General features: G+C 52.8%; 18 protein-coding genes and 1 tRNA gene. 10 read left to right on the forward strand and 9 right to left on the reverse strand.

The genetic code is table 11. The features are described from left to right. Positions 1-27 precede the first annotated feature (27 nt). From BM323_RS07365 to BM323_RS07385, 5 genes are all read left to right on the forward strand, one after another. Positions 28-153 carry a GpE family phage tail protein gene (locus BM323_RS07365; protein WP_091003473.1) on the forward strand — a complete coding sequence of 42 codons (126 nt, stop codon included), beginning with the start codon at positions 28-30 and terminating at the stop codon, positions 151-153. Continuing rightward, a complete protein-coding gene (locus BM323_RS07370) occupies positions 143-2,605 on the forward strand; it encodes a phage tail tape measure protein (protein ID WP_091003475.1) in 2,463 nt (820 codons plus the stop codon). Before BM323_RS07365 ends, BM323_RS07370 begins: the two co-directional genes overlap by 11 nt. Positions 2,606-2,608: 3 nt before the next feature. Further along, positions 2,609-3,136 carry a phage tail protein gene (locus BM323_RS07375; protein ID WP_091003477.1) on the forward strand — a complete coding sequence of 176 codons (528 nt, stop codon included), beginning with the start codon at positions 2,609-2,611 and terminating at the stop codon, positions 3,134-3,136. Then, positions 3,133-4,305 (forward strand): phage late control D family protein, encoded by a 1,173-nt coding sequence (locus BM323_RS07380; protein WP_091003480.1) that lies wholly within the window; start codon positions 3,133-3,135, stop codon positions 4,303-4,305. Before BM323_RS07375 ends, BM323_RS07380 begins: the two co-directional genes overlap by 4 nt. Positions 4,306-4,373: 68 nt before the next feature. Further along, the gene (locus tag BM323_RS07385) at positions 4,374-4,601 is read left to right on the forward strand and encodes an ogr/Delta-like zinc finger family protein (RefSeq protein ID WP_091003483.1); all 228 of its coding nucleotides are present in this window, start codon (positions 4,374-4,376) and stop codon (positions 4,599-4,601) included. Positions 4,602-4,651: 50 nt separating this feature from the next. Here the strand turns inward: BM323_RS07385 and BM323_RS07390 are convergent, their stop codons facing one another. The 3 genes from BM323_RS07390 to BM323_RS07400 form a co-directional block, all read right to left on the reverse strand. Beyond that, entirely contained in the window at positions 4,652-5,059 is a 408-nt protein-coding gene (locus tag BM323_RS07390; RefSeq protein ID WP_091003485.1) for a hypothetical protein, read from the reverse strand. A gap of 157 nt (positions 5,060-5,216) precedes the next feature. Further along, positions 5,217-5,292 (reverse strand) — tRNA-Ile (locus BM323_RS07395). A 189-nt stretch (positions 5,293-5,481) separates the two neighbouring features. Continuing rightward, on the reverse strand, positions 5,482-6,264 hold the full coding sequence (locus tag BM323_RS07400; protein WP_008103445.1) for an SDR family NAD(P)-dependent oxidoreductase: 783 nt from the start codon (positions 6,262-6,264) through the stop codon (positions 5,482-5,484). A 134-nt stretch (positions 6,265-6,398) separates the two neighbouring features. On the opposite strand from BM323_RS07400, the gene BM323_RS07405 reads away from it, so the two are divergent. Both BM323_RS07405 and mug read left to right on the forward strand, forming a co-directional pair. Then, a complete protein-coding gene (locus BM323_RS07405) occupies positions 6,399-6,986 on the forward strand; it encodes a TetR/AcrR family transcriptional regulator (protein WP_008103444.1) in 588 nt (195 codons plus the stop codon). Next, the gene (gene mug / locus BM323_RS07410; RefSeq protein ID WP_008103442.1) at positions 6,983-7,498 is read left to right on the forward strand and encodes a G/U mismatch-specific DNA glycosylase; all 516 of its coding nucleotides are present in this window, start codon (positions 6,983-6,985) and stop codon (positions 7,496-7,498) included. The genes BM323_RS07405 and mug overlap by 4 nt, the downstream gene beginning before the upstream one ends. Positions 7,499-7,561: 63 nt before the next feature. On the opposite strand, the gene rpoD is transcribed toward mug, so the two are convergent. The 3 genes from rpoD to rpsU form a co-directional block, all read right to left on the reverse strand. After that, positions 7,562-9,403: an RNA polymerase sigma factor RpoD gene (rpoD, locus tag BM323_RS07415; protein ID WP_008103440.1), complete on the reverse strand. Its 1,842-nt coding sequence runs from the start codon at positions 9,401-9,403 to the stop codon at positions 7,562-7,564. A 365-nt stretch (positions 9,404-9,768) separates the two neighbouring features. Next, positions 9,769-11,514, reverse strand: a complete 1,746-nt coding sequence (gene dnaG / locus BM323_RS07420) for a DNA primase (RefSeq protein WP_008103438.1) — start codon at positions 11,512-11,514, stop codon at positions 9,769-9,771. Positions 11,515-11,632: 118 nt separating this feature from the next. After that, positions 11,633-11,848 carry a 30S ribosomal protein S21 gene (rpsU, locus tag BM323_RS07425; protein WP_008103436.1) on the reverse strand — a complete coding sequence of 72 codons (216 nt, stop codon included), beginning with the start codon at positions 11,846-11,848 and terminating at the stop codon, positions 11,633-11,635. 281 nt (positions 11,849-12,129) lie between these two features. Here rpsU and tsaD point away from each other — a divergent pair, with 281 nt between their 5' ends. Next, positions 12,130-13,143 (forward strand): tRNA (adenosine(37)-N6)-threonylcarbamoyltransferase complex transferase subunit TsaD, encoded by a 1,014-nt coding sequence (gene tsaD, locus BM323_RS07430; RefSeq protein WP_008103434.1) that lies wholly within the window; start codon positions 12,130-12,132, stop codon positions 13,141-13,143. Between the two features lie 30 nt (positions 13,144-13,173). Here tsaD and plsY read toward each other — a convergent pair whose 3' ends face one another. Beyond that, on the reverse strand, positions 13,174-13,773 hold the full coding sequence (gene plsY / locus BM323_RS07435; RefSeq protein ID WP_008103433.1) for a glycerol-3-phosphate 1-O-acyltransferase PlsY: 600 nt from the start codon (positions 13,771-13,773) through the stop codon (positions 13,174-13,176). 107 nt (positions 13,774-13,880) lie between these two features. Here plsY and folB point away from each other — a divergent pair, with 107 nt between their 5' ends. Continuing rightward, on the forward strand, positions 13,881-14,240 hold the full coding sequence (gene folB / locus BM323_RS07440) for a bifunctional dihydroneopterin aldolase/7,8-dihydroneopterin epimerase (RefSeq protein WP_008103431.1): 360 nt from the start codon (positions 13,881-13,883) through the stop codon (positions 14,238-14,240). Positions 14,241-14,431: 191 nt separating this feature from the next. Beyond that, positions 14,432-15,250, forward strand: a complete 819-nt coding sequence (bacA, locus tag BM323_RS07445) for an undecaprenyl-diphosphate phosphatase (RefSeq protein WP_008103429.1) — start codon at positions 14,432-14,434, stop codon at positions 15,248-15,250. A gap of 18 nt (positions 15,251-15,268) precedes the next feature. Here bacA and BM323_RS07450 read toward each other — a convergent pair whose 3' ends face one another. Then, positions 15,269-16,501: a multifunctional CCA addition/repair protein gene (locus BM323_RS07450; protein ID WP_008103427.1), complete on the reverse strand. Its 1,233-nt coding sequence runs from the start codon at positions 16,499-16,501 to the stop codon at positions 15,269-15,271. A 142-nt stretch (positions 16,502-16,643) separates the two neighbouring features. Beyond that, positions 16,644-17,267, reverse strand: a complete 624-nt coding sequence (locus BM323_RS07455; protein WP_008103426.1) for a TIGR04211 family SH3 domain-containing protein — start codon at positions 17,265-17,267, stop codon at positions 16,644-16,646. Positions 17,268-17,270 lie beyond the last annotated feature (3 nt).

The raw sequence follows: 17,270 nt of genomic DNA on the forward strand, positions 1-17,270 counted from the left end.
CCGCCCGGCCTGACGGTTAATGATCTAATGGCCGATGTTGCCACTATATTCCACTGGCCCCCCTCTGAAATGTATGACATGCCGTTGGCTGAATTGATGGGCTGGCGGCACAAAGCCTTTATCCGTAGCGGAGCAACACCGGATGAGCAATAACCTCAAAGTGCAGGTACTGCTGAACGCGGTAGACAAAGCCTCTCGCCCATTTAAAGCCGTTGAGAAAGCGACCAAAGGGCTTGCCTCGGAGATTAGCCAGACGCAAGCCAACATCAAGGAGCTGGATGCGCAGGCGGGTAAGATTGAAGGCTTCCGTAAAGCCAGCGCACAACTGGCCGTCACGCAACAAAGCCTGAAAAATGCCAAAGCTGAAGCGGCTGCTTTGGCCGTGGCTTTTAGAAACACAGAGCGACCAACAGCACAGCAGGCGCGCGCGCTTGAAAAGGCGCGGCAGGCTGCAGCAGAGTTACAAACCAAATCGAACTCTTTGCGCCTGTCAGTACAACAGCAGCGTGAGGCGCTTAAGGCTGCTGGAATTTCAACACGCAACCTTAGCAGTGAGCAGCAGCGGCTGAAATCCGCCTCAGCAATGGCAACGCTTAGCCTTAGTCGTCAGAAGCAGGAACTGCAGCGGTTGAACGCACAGCAGGAGAGGCTAAACCGAACCAGCGAGCGTTATCGGCGCGGGCAGGAACTGTCGGCAAAAGTGCGTAATATCGGGGCTGCTGGAATCGGTGCGGCAACGGTGGGTGCAATGGCAACAAAAACGCTGCTTACACCGGGCTTTGATTTTGCACAGAAAAACTCTGAGCTACAGGCTGTGCTAGGGCTATCCAAAGATTCGGCAGAAATGAAAGCGCTGCGAGCACAGGCAAGGCAGCTCGGCGATACCACGGCGGCTTCCTCTGATGATGCGGCAGGCGCGCAGATTATCATCGCCAAAGGTGGCGGAGATGCTGCAGCAATTAAGGCAGTAACGCCGGTTACTCTCAACATGGCATTGGCAAACAAGCGCACGATGGAAGAAAACGCCGGACTGCTAATGGGGATGAAATCAGCTTTCCAGCTCTCCAATGACAAGGTTGCGCATATTGGCGATGTGCTGTCGATGACCATGAATAAAACAGCCGCGGATTTTGATGGGTTGAGTGATGCGCTCACCTATGCTGCGCCGGTTGCTAAAAATGCCGGTGTCAGTATTGAGCAGGCAGCGGCAATGGTAGGTGCACTTCATGATGCCAAGATTACCGGCTCAATGGCGGGGACAGGAAGCCGCGCGGTATTGAGTCGCCTGCAGGCACCTACCGGACAGGCGTATAAAGCGATATCAGAGTTAGGAATTAAAACCGCCGACAAGAAAGGTAACACCCGCCCAATCTTTACCATCCTGAAAGAGATGCAAGCCAGCTTTGACCGAAACAAGCTGGGAACCGGGCAGCGCGCGGAGTACATGAAAACCATCTTCGGTGAGGAGGCAAGCTCCTCGGCGGCGGTTCTTATGGCTGCGGCATCTTCCGGCAAGCTTGATCAGCTGACAGCCAGCTTTAAGGCTTCAGACGGCAAAACGGCAGAGCTGGTCGAGGTAATGCAGGACAACCTCGGTGGTGATCTTAAACAGCTTCAGTCGGCCTATGAAGCAATCGGTACAGATTTATTCGACCAGCAAGATAGCGGCCTTCGCAAGCTCACACAGGGAACGGCTGAATATCTATTGAAAATTGATAACTGGATTAAAGCTAACCCTGAAGTGGCAAGTGGGTTAGGGAAAGTTGCAGGTGCTGGTCTGATCATTGTCGGCGTGCTGGGTGCAATTGGTCTGGTTGCATGGCCGGTAATAGCGGGCGTTAATTTGTTGATTGCCGGTGCTGGCTTGCTTGGCACAGCATTTAGCATTACGGGCGGTTCGATAGCGGCTGCATTGGGCACTATTACATTGCCTGTTATCGCTGTGGCGGCGGCAATCGCGGCCGGTGCTTTACTGGTGCGAAAATACTGGGAGCCCATCAGCGCATTTATTTCGGGAATGGCTGAGGGATTCACTGCAGCGATGGGGCCGATAGGTGATTCATTCGGTACGCTTACGCCAATTTTTGCAGCCGTGGGTGACAAAATTAAATGGCTATGGGACTGGTTTGGAAAGCTGCTGGAGCCGGTTAAGTCCACCCAATCAGAACTGGCCTCTGCCGGTGAGATGGGCAAAAAGTTCGGCAACATGCTAGCCGAGGCTTTGAAGATTCCGAGCCATGCACTCGATCAGCTCCGTAACGGCATTGATTGGGTGCTGGAAAAACTCGGCATCATCGACACGAAATCCGACGGTCTCAAAGATAAGGTGCCTTCACCTGATCCGATGGCGACCGGCGGCGCTGGCGTTAATACGGGCGGGTTGCAATACAGTTTGGCAACAGGTGGCGCACCTTATCGGCCTGTCTCCGCACCTTCAGCTGCAGGCGGTTACACCGACAGCAGTCAGAACAGTTATCAGTACGATATTCACATGCATCCGGGCATGACCAAAGATGATGCGCTGGCACTTATGGCGCAGCATCAGGCGCGTGAGCAGCGTAATCAGCAGGCTAAAAACCGCAGTAAAATGGGCTGGGAGGATTAAACGATGATGATGATTTACGGCATGATGCCGTTTATGCGCCAGACGTTGCCCTATGGCGAACTGCAGCAGAACATTGATTATCGCTGGCCGACTAACAGCCGCTTTGGTCAGCGCCCGGCAGCTCAATTTATCGGGCCGGGCGATGAAAAAATTACGTTGTCGGGCGAGCTTCGCCCGGAAATTACCGGCGGCGCTGTATCACTGATGACCGTCCGACTACTTGCCGATCAGGGAATGGCATGGCCTTTGATTGGTGGCAGCGGCATGATTTACGGCATGTATGTAATTGAGAGCATTTCCAATACGCACAGCGAATTTTTCCCCAACGGTGCCGCCAGTAAAATCATGTTCACCCTTAGCCTTCTGCGAGTGGATGAATCCCTCACCTCGATGTTTGGTGATCTGAAAAAGCAGGCTGACGGACTTATTAGCGGGGTGGGAAATCTGCCAGGGCAGATTACATCGGCTATCGGTAGCGTCCAGTCAGCGGCCGGCAGTCTGATTTCACAGGCGGGAGGGCTAATCGGATGACGGGTATTAGTGGCTTGCCGGTGCAGATGGGCGCGCAGTTAACCCCAGACTTCATGCTCAAGGTTAATTCGAAGGATGTAACCACGAACATCCGGGATCGCCTGATATCTCTCACGCTTACCGATAACCGAGGTTTTGAAGCTGACCAGCTCGACATCGAACTTGACGACGCAGACGGTCAAGTGGCAATGCCGGTGCGGGGCGCAGTCGTGACGCTGTTCCTTGGCTGGGTAGGGCAGGCGCTAATCGGCAAGGGAAGCTTTACCGTGGATGAGGTGGAGCACCACGGCGCACCGGACACCATGACCATTCGCGCACGCAGCGCAGACTTTCGCGGTTCGCTAAATTCCCGGCGTGAAGCGTCCTATCATGAAACCACCCTAGGCGACATCGTTACGCAGATTGCCGGGCGCAATAACCTGAAACCGATGCTGGCAGATGGTTTCGCAGGAATCGCTGTTGCCCACATTGACCAGACGCAGGAAACCGATGCTAAGTTTCTGACACGCCTCGCCACACTTTATGGCGCGGTGGCAGCAGTTAAGGCCGGGCGGTTGTTATTCATCCGACCGGGTAACGGCGTCACTATCGGTGGCAAGCCCATTCCCCAGATGATCATCACGCGCAAAGATGGCGACCGGCATAGTTTCAGTATTGCTGATCGCGGCGCTTATACCGGTGTTTCTGCTAGTTGGTTGCACACAAAAGACCCCAAACCAAAAAAAGTAAAGTTGCAGCGAAAGCCTAAAGTACAGCACCTGCGCGCGCTCCAGCATCCCGCCGCGAAAAAGGCGAAGGCGAAAGCAGTCAAGACACCAGAGGCAAAAGATGGGGATTACCTAGCCGGGAACGAAGATAATGTATTTACGCTGACGACGGTCTACTCCAGCAAGGCAACTGCGATGCGCGCTGCTAAAGCGAAATGGGAAAAGCTGCAACGCGGTGTCGCTGAATTCTCGCTTACGCTGGCTATGGGGCGTGCTGATCTCTACCCAGAAACGCCGGTAAGAGTAAACGGGTTTAAATCGGTGATCGATGCACAGCCTTGGATTATCAGCAAGGTGACACATAACTTGAGCAATAGCGGGTACACAACACAGCTTGAATTCGAGGTGCTACTTTCCGATGTAGAGTTCGAGGCAGAATCGGATAATGATGATTCACAATAAGTGAATTTTGTTGCTCTTTTTGTGAATGTAGAGTATTAAACCTACGAGCCAACAGGGAGACGATACCGATGATGCATTGCCCGCTATGCCAGACCGCCGCACACGCTAAAAGCAGCAGATACATATCGAAAGAAACTAAAGAACGTTACCACCAGTGCCAAAACATCAATTGCAGTTGTTCGTTTAAAACGCATGAGACACTGGCAATGATTATCGTTAGTCCGGGGCAAGTAAATAGAGTGCCTGTTTTCGCAAGCAACGGCGGACATACAAGCCAACCATCATTGCTTCACTAAATGTGAATTCAAACTTAGAACCCCGTTTACACGGGGTTTTTTATTACCAGTTACTTACCGTTGTAAGTGTGGGTGTTGCCGAGCATCAATGCTGCAGCGGGCTTTTCCATCAAGTTCCCCATTTCTTTACAGACGTTAAGCGGATTTTCGAAAGAGAAACCAATAGTCTTAAATTTATTGGTCACGTTGATTTGCTTAATATCTTTCAGATAGCTCGAAGGCACATCTTTTGTCCAGATTGGTGTACATACTCCGCCGGAAATAATCGCACTGTAAATCTCTGAATTGATATCTGCACTCGGTGTAACCACTGTGATTTGTTCACCGCTGACCGTGATCTCTGAAGGTTGCCAAGGTTTGAGTTTACTTTTCAGAACGGTGGCGTCTGTTTCATTTGCCGTAACAGATGAGGCAAACAGTAAAGCCGTGCTAATCAAAACGACGTTCAAGCATTTCATCTAGAGTCCCTCTAAATCAGTTGCAGCCCGGCCTCGATTGCTGGACTGAGAGTGCTAGCAGTAAATTTCCATCGCCATTTCATCGCCACTTTGAAATGAGGAAACAAAAAAGCCACCGCTAAGGGTGGCTTAAATATATGATTTTAATCACTAAATTTGGTGGCCCCTGCTGGGTTTGAACCAGCGACCAAGCGATTATGAGTCGCCTGCTCTAACCACTGAGCTAAGGGGCCAGCGGAGCGGGGATTATAGAGTATCTTGTTGGGGTGATCCAGAGTTCACCATTTGGATGGTGAAAATTAAAGCAATAGCTGACTCTTTGATCTCAAAAAGAAAAATCTACTATCCCATGCTTTATCGCTTATTAAGCGCCCAATCATCAGCGTTTTTTGAGACCAGGCTCATTCGAAAGTTTGTCGATACTACAAATAGCGCGTTGCAGGCTTGTTGAGCGAGATGAAGGGCAATATGGCGATGCGTGCATCCTCGTAATTCTGCCAAAGCTGCACATCTTCCACGGATGGGATCGTCACTAGCTCGCCGGCATCAAGTCCACGCAGCGCTGCCGAGACTAAATCATCCACTTCCATCAGCATCTCAGCGGGAAGATCGTTAATGGATTTTCCTGCGCGCTCAAAGATCTCAGTGCGCGTTAAGCCTGGCAACACAGCCTGCATACGCACACCGCTTTCGGCTAATTCTCGATGAAGATTACGAGTCAGGGAAAGTACATACGCTTTGCTGGCGTTGTATGCACCATTAGCTGATTCACTCACCAGCGCTAGCACCGAAGCAATATTCACAATTGTGCCATTGCGACGTGCACGAAATGCCTGTGCAGCACTGTGGGCCAGCTGAGTCAGCGCAACGATATTTAACGTCAGCATCGTTTGTATTTTCGCGATATCACCGTCAATGAATTCGCCTTCGACAGTCATACCAGCATTGTTTACCAGCAGCGTAATCGCTTTGTTTTGCTGGATTTCGCGATCAACTCTTAGCAAATCATCGTGGTTGGTGAGGTCGGCAGCCAGCACGCTGACTTCAACGCTATGCGCTTCACGCAGCGATTGCGCCAACAGATTGAGCCTGGCTTCATCGCGTGCCACCAGAATCAGGTTTGTGCCGCGTGCTGCCAGTTGTTTTGCATAGGTCGCGCCAATTCCGCTTGATGCGCCGGTGATTAAAGCCAGTTGTTGTGACATGGTGTGTTCCTCTAAATGATGGTTATCATATTTACGAGATTTAATATGACGATCATAATATTTGTCGTCAAGCTAGAATATGATGGTTGTAATAATTACACTGATTGCCATCAACGATGTCGGAGTCAATGAAGATGGAAAAGCTGAGCCATAAAGCGCGTACACGACAGCGCATTCTGGATGAAGCCTCGGTGGTGATGCGCGAGAACGGCACTGAAAGCATTGGCGTAGCGGCGTTGATGAAGCGCGTCGGTCTAACGCACGGCGGCTTTTATGCCCACTTCGCCTCCCGCGAAGATCTGGTGCAAGCGGTGATTGCTGAGATGTTTGCCGATTCGGCGCGACGCTTTGCGGATATCACCTCAATTAAAGATCCCACTGAACGACTAAATCAGCTGATTGATAGCTATTTATCCGAGCAGCATTGCAACACGCCGGGGGAAGGTTGTCCAATGCCTGCGCTGGTGAGTGAGATGGCGCATTTACCCGTCGAGGCGCGTACGTTGTTTTCACAGCGACGTGAAGCGATGCGGCAGCGTTTGGCGTTGACGCTACGCGAGCTTAATCATCCGCATGCGGATGACGCGGCGACCACCATGTTGGCTGAGATGGTTGGTGCGTTGGCAATAGCTCGCGCTTGTCCCGATGATGAGGAAGCGCGCACCATGCTGGCGAGTAGTCGTCGATCGGTAAAACAACGCGCCGGACTGGAGATTGCATGAGCGAGCACGATATCCGCGACATCATTGCGCCTGATTTACAGGTGCTGTTTTGCGGCATCAATCCGGGCAAGTCGTCGGCGCACACTGGATTTCACTTCGCCCATCCCGGCAATCGTTTCTGGAAGGTGATTTATCAGGCCGGCTTTACGCATGAGTTACTCAAGCCCGAGCAGGAGCAGCGGCTGCTGGAAACTGGCTGTGGCATCACCATGCTGGTGGAGCGTCCAACGGTGCAGGCTAACGAGTTGGACGGCGATGAATTACGCGACGGTGGTTCACGCTTGCAGCAAAAGATTTTGCACTATCAACCGCGTGCGTTGGCGGTGTTGGGCAAAGATGCCTTCCAGAAAGCATTTCGTCAGCGCAAAGTTGAGTGGGGCGAGCAGCCGCAAACGCTGGGTGAAACGCGTTTGTGGGTGCTGCCTAATCCGAGCGGGTTAAATCGTGCGACGCTGGAAGAGATGGCCGCATCCTATCGTCAACTGCATGATTGGCTGCAAAGTAATGCTTGATAGAGTGACTCTTCAGGCAATAAAAAACCCCGGCAAGCCGGGGTTTTTTCGTCTCGACAACGATTAATCGTCAAGGAAGCTACGCAGTACTTCTGAGCGGCTTGGGTGACGCAGTTTACGCAGCGCCTTGGCTTCGATCTGACGAATACGCTCACGTGTTACGTCAAACTGTTTGCCAACCTCTTCCAGCGTGTGGTCGGTGTTCATATCGATACCGAAACGCATACGCAGAACTTTAGCTTCACGCGCGGTTAGGCCAGCCAGCACGTCGTGAGTCGCTGAGCGCAGGCTTTCCGAGGTAGCGGAATCCAGCGGCAGTTCCAGCGTGGTGTCTTCGATAAAATCGCCCAGATGCGAATCTTCATCATCACCAATCGGCGTCTCCATAGAGATTGGCTCTTTAGCGATTTTCAGCACCTTGCGGATCTTATCTTCAGGCATCAGCATACGTTCAGCCAGCTCTTCCGGCGTCGGTTCGCGACCCATTTCCTGCAGCATCTGACGCGAAATACGGTTGAGTTTGTTGATGGTCTCAATCATATGCACCGGAATACGGATGGTGCGCGCCTGGTCAGCGATAGAGCGGGTGATAGCCTGACGAATCCACCATGTGGCGTAAGTTGAGAACTTATAACCACGACGGTATTCAAACTTATCAACGGCTTTCATCAGACCGATGTTGCCTTCCTGAATCAGATCGAGGAACTGCAGACCACGGTTGGTGTATTTCTTGGCGATAGAGATAACAAGACGTAAGTTTGCTTCAACCATCTCTTTCTTCGCACGACGCGCTTTGGCTTCGCCGATAGACATGCGACGGTTGATGTCCTTCACCTGCTCGATGGTCAAGCCGGTTTCTTCTTCGATCTGCTGCAGTTTGTACAGCGAACGATTCACATCATCTTCAACTTCCAGCAGCTTCTCAGACCACGGCTTGTTCATCGCCAGCGCGGCTTTGAACCAGCTTGGGTTGGTTTCGTTGCCGGTAAACAGCGTGATGAAGTTTTTCTTCGGCATTTTGCACAGTTCAATACACAGCTTCATGATCAGGCGCTCTTGCGTACGCACGCGCTCCATCATTTCACGCATATTGTTTACCAGGTAGTCGAACTGCTTCGGTACCAGGCGGAACTGCTTGAACACTTCAGAGAGGTTCTGGATTTCGGCAACGGCGTCAGCATGGCTGCGGCCTTTGGCTTTGATGACGGTACGCGTGGTTTCGTACTGCGTGCGCAGGTCGCCAAACTTCTCGCGAGCCAGTTCTGGATCGATTGAGTTATCGTCATCAGAGCTGTCGTCATCGTCTTCATCTTCTTCTTCGTCGTCATCACGGTCTTCCTGTGATAACTCAGAACCGACGTTGGTGGCGGTCGGCGCGATATCTTCTTCTGCGTTCGGATCGATGAAACCGATGATCAAGTCAGACAGACGAGCATCGCCCGCTTCTACGCGATCGTACTGATCGAGCAGATAGGTGATCGCTTCCGGATATTCGGCTACAGAGCATTGGACCTGGTTGATACCGTCTTCGATGCGCTTAGCGATGTCAATTTCGCCTTCACGCGTCAGCAGTTCAACGGTACCCATTTCGCGCATGTACATGCGCACCGGGTCGGTGGTACGGCCAATTTCAGATTCAACACTGGATAAAACCTGAGCGGCGGCTTCTGCGGCATCTTCGTCAGTATCGGAGCTGTTTTCATTCAGTATCAGATCATCAGCATCAGGCGCTTCTTCAACAACCTGAATACCCATGTCGTTAATCATCTGGATGATGTCTTCGATCTGATCGGAGTCGACGATATCTTCCGGCAGATGGTCATTGACCTCAGCATAGGTCAAATAGCCTTGCTCCTTACCACGGGTGACAAGTAGCTTAAGCTGTGACTGCGGGTTTTGCTCCATAAGACGGTATCCACACTTCTGTTAATTAGATTGGTGTCGGTCGGCGGCGAAAGCCAACAATAACAGTGAAGGCGTTGTGTTTTTGCCGCTGCCTACATCGCGGCCAGGGCCTTTGCCCTTCTATAATCGGCACTTAAGCCGCTTGAATTCTGTTCGGACCTGGCTCACTCGTCATTTTCGTCCCCGGCAGTGCTCGCAATCCTCACGTACTTCAGTACGCTCCGGTTGCTGCGCGCTGGCGGTAACGAAACTGACTTCGACGCCTACGGTCCTTTTTCCGGTTTCGCTTATATACAAGCCTTGTCCGGAGAATGAGTCAGAAAAGGAGCTTAAAGAGCGCTAACTGATCTAACCAAGTAAAAATCTTATTTTTTCGCTAATGCCTGGCTTAGAGCCCAGAACTCGCGGCGTTCGATGGCACTTAAGCCTTCCGTTCGCTCGCGTGCGATAAGCGCTTCAAGGCGCTGTTCGAGAGCGGAATCGTAAATACTTGCCAGTGAATCCTGGAATACTTCTTCCGCCTCTTCATCCACTATCATGTGGTTCCAGGTGGCCAATGTTTCAAGGGGCTGGCTAAAATTTGTTCCGCGATATAACTCTAGTAGCTGTCCGGTGGTCAGGCCAGGATTCTCTGTACAACGACTGACTAACTCCACAAATAGCGGTAAACCCGCCATTTTTGACTGCTCCAGTCCATCCAGTGTAGGCACGATGGAGGCAAATTGCGGATTCTGCACTAATAACGCGATCAATACGCGCATGGTGGTGCGCTTCAACGGTGGGGCAGTTGGCAGCACTCCGCTTTCCGCCAGCTTCGGCATCAGCTTGTCTAACTGGTTATCGTCAAGAATCCCGAGTTTATTACCCAACGTTTGACGCATGTAAATGCGCAGCGTTTCACCGGGAATCTGACTGATCAGCGGTAACGCCAGTGTCGCCAGCTTGGTTTTGCCATCGCGTGTACTCAAATCCACTTGCGGCATCAGGCTGTCAAACAGAAACGTGGAGAGCGGTGTAGCCTGCTCCATCCGCGCTTCAAAGGCTTCTTTGCCCTCTTTGCGTACCAGCGTGTCCGGATCCTCGCCATCGGGCAAAAACATAAAGCGTAGCTGACGGCCATCATTCATGTAAGGCAATGCGGTTTCGAGCGTACGCCATGCCGCTTCACGTCCGGCGCGGTCGCCGTCGTAACAGCAAATCACGGTATCCGTTGAGCGGTAAAGCAGCTGAACGTGTTCAGCAGTGGTCGAGGTGCCCAGCGATGCAACGGCATAATCGATGCCAAATTGCGCCAGCGCCACCACGTCCATATAACCTTCGACAACCAGCAAACGCGTGGGTTGCGGATGATTTTTCTGCGCTTCATAAAGTCCGTATAACTGGCGGCCTTTATGGAAAATCGGCGTTTCAGGCGAGTTCAGATACTTCGGCGTATCGTTGCCCAGCACGCGGCCACCAAAACCAATCACGCGGCCACGCTTATCGCGAATAGGGAACATCACGCGATCGCGGAAGCGATCGTAGGTGCGGCCTGAGTCATTGCTGACCAACATGCCCGCTTCCATCAGTGATTCGCGATCGTCTTTCTGCTGCCCAAAGCGCTTCAGAGCATTATCCCAACCGGCAGGCGCATAGCCGATAGCGAAGTGATCGATCACTTCCTGACTAAGACCACGCGTGGCGAGATAATTCTGTGCAGATTGCGCTTGTGGATTACGCAGGCTCTGTTGATAGAAGCCGTTCAGGCCATCCAGCAACTGATAAAGACTTTGACGTTGATGGCGCTCCATCTGGCTAGGACCATTGCCCGCTTCATACGGCACTTCTAAGCCATGAAGCGTGGCCAGTTCCTCAACGCTCTCAACAAATTCCAGACGATCGTGATTCATCAGGAAGTCGATGGCGTTACCTTTGGCGCCACAGCCGAAGCAGTAATAAAACTGCTTTTCACCGCTTACGGTGAAAGAGGGGGTTTTCTCGTTATGGAAAGGACAGCACGCGTGATAGTTCTTACCCTGCTTTTTCAGCTTAACGCGGGCATCGATAATATCCACGATGTCCGTGCGGGCAAGTAAGTCGTTGATAAATATGCGTGGAATTCGTCCAGCCATAAGCCCCGATTTTTCAGCTCATAAACGACAACAAGCCGCGCTTCCTTTCGGAAAGCACGGCCTTTTACTTGACTCTGTCTGCGTTTATCACGCGGCGGAAGCAAGCTTCCGCAAGAAATTAGTACAGACGAGTGCGGCGTGCGTTTTCGCGAGCCAGTTTCTTGGCATGACGCTTAACTGCAGATGCTTTAGCGCGCTTACGCTCAGTGGTAGGCTTCTCGTAGAACTCACGGCTACGAACTTCTGCCAAAACACCTGCTTTCTCGCATGAACGCTTGAAGCGACGCAGTGCTACGTCGAACGGCTCGTTTTCACGTACTTTAATTACCGGCATGTAACTCTTACCTCGATAAAATTCGGTTTTTGCTGCTGACTGCGGCGCCAGCACATTTCAAAATGGTGCAGCATTTTACTCCAGCCGCGGCCGACTTGTAAAGCACCATGTATAATTTAGAACCAACAGGGGCATATGCCATCGCGGCTGCCGGTTTTTTCAGGCCGTGGAGTATAGCGCACTCTTTGTGCGACAGAAAAACACTTTTTCAGGGGCAAAGTCTCTGGCGTGAGAATTGCCTGTGTTACACTGCGCGCCGCACGAAGAGGGTGATAAAAGCTATGCGAGTTCTGGGTATTGAAACGTCCTGCGATGAAACCGGCATCGCGATTTATGACGATGCGTCCGGTCTGCTGGCAAATCAACTATATAGCCAGGTGAAACTGCATGCCGATTACGGCGGAGTGGTGCCGGAACTGGCATCGCGTGACCACGTCCGTAAAACTGTGCCGCTGATTCAGGCGGCACTGAAAGAAGCAGGCCTTGAACCACAACAGATTGATGGCGTTGCCTACACTGCCGGACCCGGATTGGTGGGCGCGCTGCTGGTTGGCGCCACCATTGGTCGTGCGCTGGCGTTCGCCTGGAATGTGCCGGCGGTGCCGGTGCATCACATGGAAGGGCATCTTCTGGCGCCAATGTTGGAAGAGAATCCGCCGGAATTCCCGTTTGTTGCGCTGCTGGTTTCCGGCGGACATACACAATTGATCAGCGTGACCGGAATTGGTGAATACACCTTACTGGGCGAATCGATTGACGATGCGGCAGGCGAAGCGTTTGATAAAACTGCCAAGCTGCTGGGGCTGGATTATCCCGGCGGACCGATGTTGTCGCGTATGGCGCAGCAGGGCACGCCAAACCGTTTCCGCTTCCCACGCCCAATGACCGATCGTCCGGGGCTGGATTTTAGCTTCTCCGGCCTGAAAACCTTTGCAGCGAACACCATTCGCGAGCATCAGGGCGACGAGCAAGCCCGTGCGGATATCGCTCGCGCGTTTGAAGATGCGGTGGTTGATACCTTAATGATTAAGTGCAAACGCGCGCTTGAGCAAACCGGCTTTAAACGTTTGGTGATTGCGGGTGGCGTCAGCGCGAACCGCACGCTGCGTGAGCGCATGGCTGAGATGATGCAAAAGCGTGGCGGCGAAGTGTTTTATGCACGCCCTGAGTTTTGCACTGATAACGGCGCGATGATTGCTTACGCTGGCATGGTGCGCCTCAAAGGCGGCACCAGTGGTGGACTCGGCGTCAGTGTGCGACCGCGCTGGCCGCTGGCAGAATTACCCGCCATCTAAAACGAAAAAACCGGCCTCGCGCCGGTTTTTTTATTTCTTCTTTTTCCGCTTCCAGATCTTATTTTCCTGACCGCGCCACAGGCGCTGGATGTTGTCGTGGTGCCGTAACAGAATCAGGCACGAGAGCATCGAAACGGGGAAAGTGAATTGCGGTTTGAACCACCACACATAAAACGGTGCAATCAGCGCGCTGACAATCGCGCCGAGCGATGAATAGCCGCTCAGCAGCACCGTCAGCAGCCAGGTGCCGGTCATTAATCCCGTCAAATCCCAGCCAATCGGCGCAATCGCACCAAAGGCCGTCGCCACGCCTTTACCGCCGCGAAAACGAAAGAACACCGGATAGATGTGGCCCAGACAGGCGGCAATCGCCGTGAGGCCAAGATAGAGCGGGGCAACGTGCAGCAGATAAGCGACCCACACCGGCAGCATGCCTTTTGCCACATCGAAAATCAGCACTGCGGCAGCGGCGGCTTTGCCACCAATGCGTAAAACGTTTGTCGCGCCAGGATTACCTGAGCCTTGCGAACGCGGATCGGGTAAACCAGCCAGTTTACAGACCAGTATCGCACTGGAAATCGAGCCGCAAAGATACGCGAAAATAATCATACCAAGCGCGATAGCACTCATAGCGTCGTACCGTTCCTTTTGGGTCGTTTTGTTCTCGATAAGCGTGGATAATACGCATAATCCGCCGGAAGTGGTATCCGGCTTAGCCAAAAACAGAGACTGACATCATGGATATCGTATTTATCGAGCAGCTTACCGTGTTCACGACTATTGGCGTTTACGACTGGGAGCAGGGTATGCAGCAGAAGCTGGTGCTCGATGTCGAAATGGCGTGGGACAACCGTCAGGCCGCGGCCAGCGACGATGTGAATGATTGCCTGAGCTACGCCGATGTCACCGAAGTGATCCTCAATCATCTGCAAGGTCAGCGTTTTGCCCTGGTTGAAAGGGTGGCAGAAGAAATCGCCGATCTGTTGATGAATCGTTTCAAAACCCCCGGAGTACGTATAAAGGTAGGTAAACCGGGCGCTGTAGCCCAGGCGGCCAGCGTTGGCGTGCGTATTGAGCGCGGGACTATTCCGAAATAAAACTTCCGTGATTGCCATCACAATGAAACCAAACCAAATTATGGTGTGTCTCACTTGAGGCCGTTGCGCTAACGAGCAGGAAGTGACCGAATTTCTTAAGGTTTCCTTCAGCGTGACGCAGGCATAATTTCAGGCGGTAGCCCTTTGCGACCGCCTTTTTACTGTTTAAAACGGATAGAGGAAATATTTTGATGGCAGACATTCACCAGCTTTGGGTAGCTGCAATCCTGGGGGTTGTAGAAGGCCTCACGGAATTCCTGCCGGTCTCTTCCACGGGCCACATGATAATTGTTGGTCATCTGTTGGGTTTTGAAGGCCAGACCGCTGAAACCTTCGAAGTTGTGATTCAACTCGGTTCCATCCTCGCTGTGGTCGTGATGTTCTGGCGCCGCCTGTTTGGTTTGATCGGCATTCACTTCGGTGAGGTCAAACATGAAGGTGTTGGTACAGGTCGATTGACGCTGATTCATATTCTGTTGGGCATGGTGCCGGCGGTGGTGATTGGTTTGCTGCTGCACGACCAAATCAAAACGCTGTTTAACCCGATCAACGTGATGTATGCGCTGGTGGTCGGCGGTGTGCTGCTGCTGGTGGCGGAATACTTTAAGCCAAAGCAACCTAAAGCAGTGGGCGTCGACGATATCACTTATCTGCAAGCGTTTATGATTGGCTGCTTCCAGTGTCTGGCGCTGTGGCCGGGCTTCTCGCGCTCAGGTGCGACGATTTCTGGCGGTATGCTGATGGGCGTGAGCCGTTATGCGGCGTCGGAGTTCTCGTTCATTCTGGCGGTGCCGATGATGATTGGTGCAACCGGACTGGATCTCTACAAGAGCCTCGGCTTCCTGACAATGCAGGATTTCCCGATGTTTGCCGTCGGTTTTGTCACCGCCTTCGTTGTGGCGCTGCTGGCAATCAAAGTGTTCCTTGAGCTGATCAAGCGTATTTCGTTTGTCTCTTTCGCTATCTACCGCTTCATTGTGGCGGCCGTGGTTTACGCCATCTTTATGTAAGTCATCCCGCGCGGCCGGTTACACTGGCCGCGCGTTAATCAATTCCGCCTGCAGCACCGCAACACGCCGACGCGTCAACTCTTCCCGCACTTCTGCCCCTTTAAAGCCTGCTGCAACCACATCTTTGGTGGGTACCGCTTGCGCCAGCGTAAACGCCAGACGCAAATAGTCGCCTTGCGGATAAGCCATGCTTTCCAGGCCCGCACGCCCGCGCGCATCCGCTTCGCTGGTCAGCGCCATTTTCTCCACGCGATCAGGCTTACGCCAGGCATCGATACGATCAAAAAGCGCGATTAATGCGTCCGCTGACTGGCGCTCAATGGTGTGCACCACGTCATGGAATTCGGTCACCACTAACGCCAAATCACGCACCTGATTTGGCACGCGCAGGCGCTGGCACAGCGCTTCAACAATAGGCACGCCCGCGAGGCCATGACCATGATGGCTCGGCCATTTTTCCGGTGGCGTCAGCGCTTTACCGACATCGTGGAACAACGTAGCGAAACGCACATCAAGTTGATCCGAGAGCGCGGCGGACATCGCCAGCGTCATCAGCGCATGGATGCCGGTATCAATTTCAGGATGCCATTTGATCGGTGCCGGAATGCCATACAGGTTATCAATTTCCGGGAACAGCACCTGCAGCGCGCCGCAGTCACGCAGCACCTGGAAATAGACCTGTGGATTGTGCGTCAGCAACGCTTTTTCCGTCTCTTTCCACACGCGTTCTGCGGTGAGATGCGCCAGTTCGCCGCTGATAGCCATTTCACGCATCAGCGCCTGGGTTTCATCGGCAATACGGAAATTAAGATGGGCAAAGCGGGCGGCGAAACGCGCCACGCGTAATACACGCAGCGGATCTTCGTTAAAGGCGGCGGATACATGGCGCAGCTGGCGTTTTGCCAAATCGCGCTGACCGCCATAAGGATCAATCAGCTCGCCGCTGTCGCTTTGGGCGATAGCATTGATGGTGAGATCGCGGCGCTGTAGATCTTGCTCGAGCGTGACATCCGGCGCGAACTGCGTCACAAAACCGGTGTAACCGTTGCCGCTTTTGCGTTCCGTACGCGCCAGCGCATACTCTTCACGGCTGCGCGGATGCAAAAAAACCGGAAAATCCCGGCCAACCTGCTGATAACCTTCTGCCAGCATCGAATCTGGCGTCGCGCCAACAACCACCCAATCTCTATCTTTTACCGGCAAACGCAGTAAGGCATCGCGCACTGCGCCACCGACCAGAAACGTCTTCACTCAACCACTCCAGAGACAAATCAGAAATTGCGTGCTGAGCACGCTTGTTACTTTATTGTTGCATACTTTGGCTAAATATCGGGCACGCCAAAAAGGGCATCTTACGATCCCCTTAAATAAAAGAACAAATCTGCGTGGCGCGTTAGTTCATCCAGCGATCGTTTTTCTTGCGACGCGGCACCATGTGCGGCAGCAACAGACCCAACAGCAGACCAACGCCCAGCACGCCGCCACCATACATAAACCACTGCATGATGATGGTGCGCTGCTTGTCATCCAGCTGCACGTTGGCGGCACTCACTTTCTTCTGCGCGACAATCAGCTCATTTTTCAGCTTCTGATTCTCGGCTTTCAGGCCATCAATGGTGCCGTCGCTGTTGGCGACTTTGTTTTGCATCTCGGACGTGCGCTGATTCCAGCTGTTATCGATATTCGCCAGCTTGGCCGTCAGGTCTTTAACCTGCTGCTCCAGCTGCGGCACGCGGGTACGCAGGCTCGGATTGGCGCTCAGCTGCGACAGTGGAATCCAGTTGGTTTTGCCTTCTGCATCACGAATCTGACCATATTGAGAATCGTTATTGGTCTGCAGCAAGGTGACTTCCTCTCCGGCGTTCAGCTTACCGATCAGGCGATATTGATCGCCTGGACCGCTGCGCACCCAAGTGGATAATTCATCGGAGATGTAACGCTTTTCGTCAGCAGCATGAGCAGGCGTGATGGCGCTGAAAGCCAGCAAAGAAAGGGCAGCAAGTGTGATTTTTTTCATTCG

Source organism: Pantoea sp. YR525 (genome assembly GCF_900116775.1).
Classification (GTDB): Bacteria; Pseudomonadota; Gammaproteobacteria; order Enterobacterales; family Enterobacteriaceae; genus Pantoea; species Pantoea symbiotica.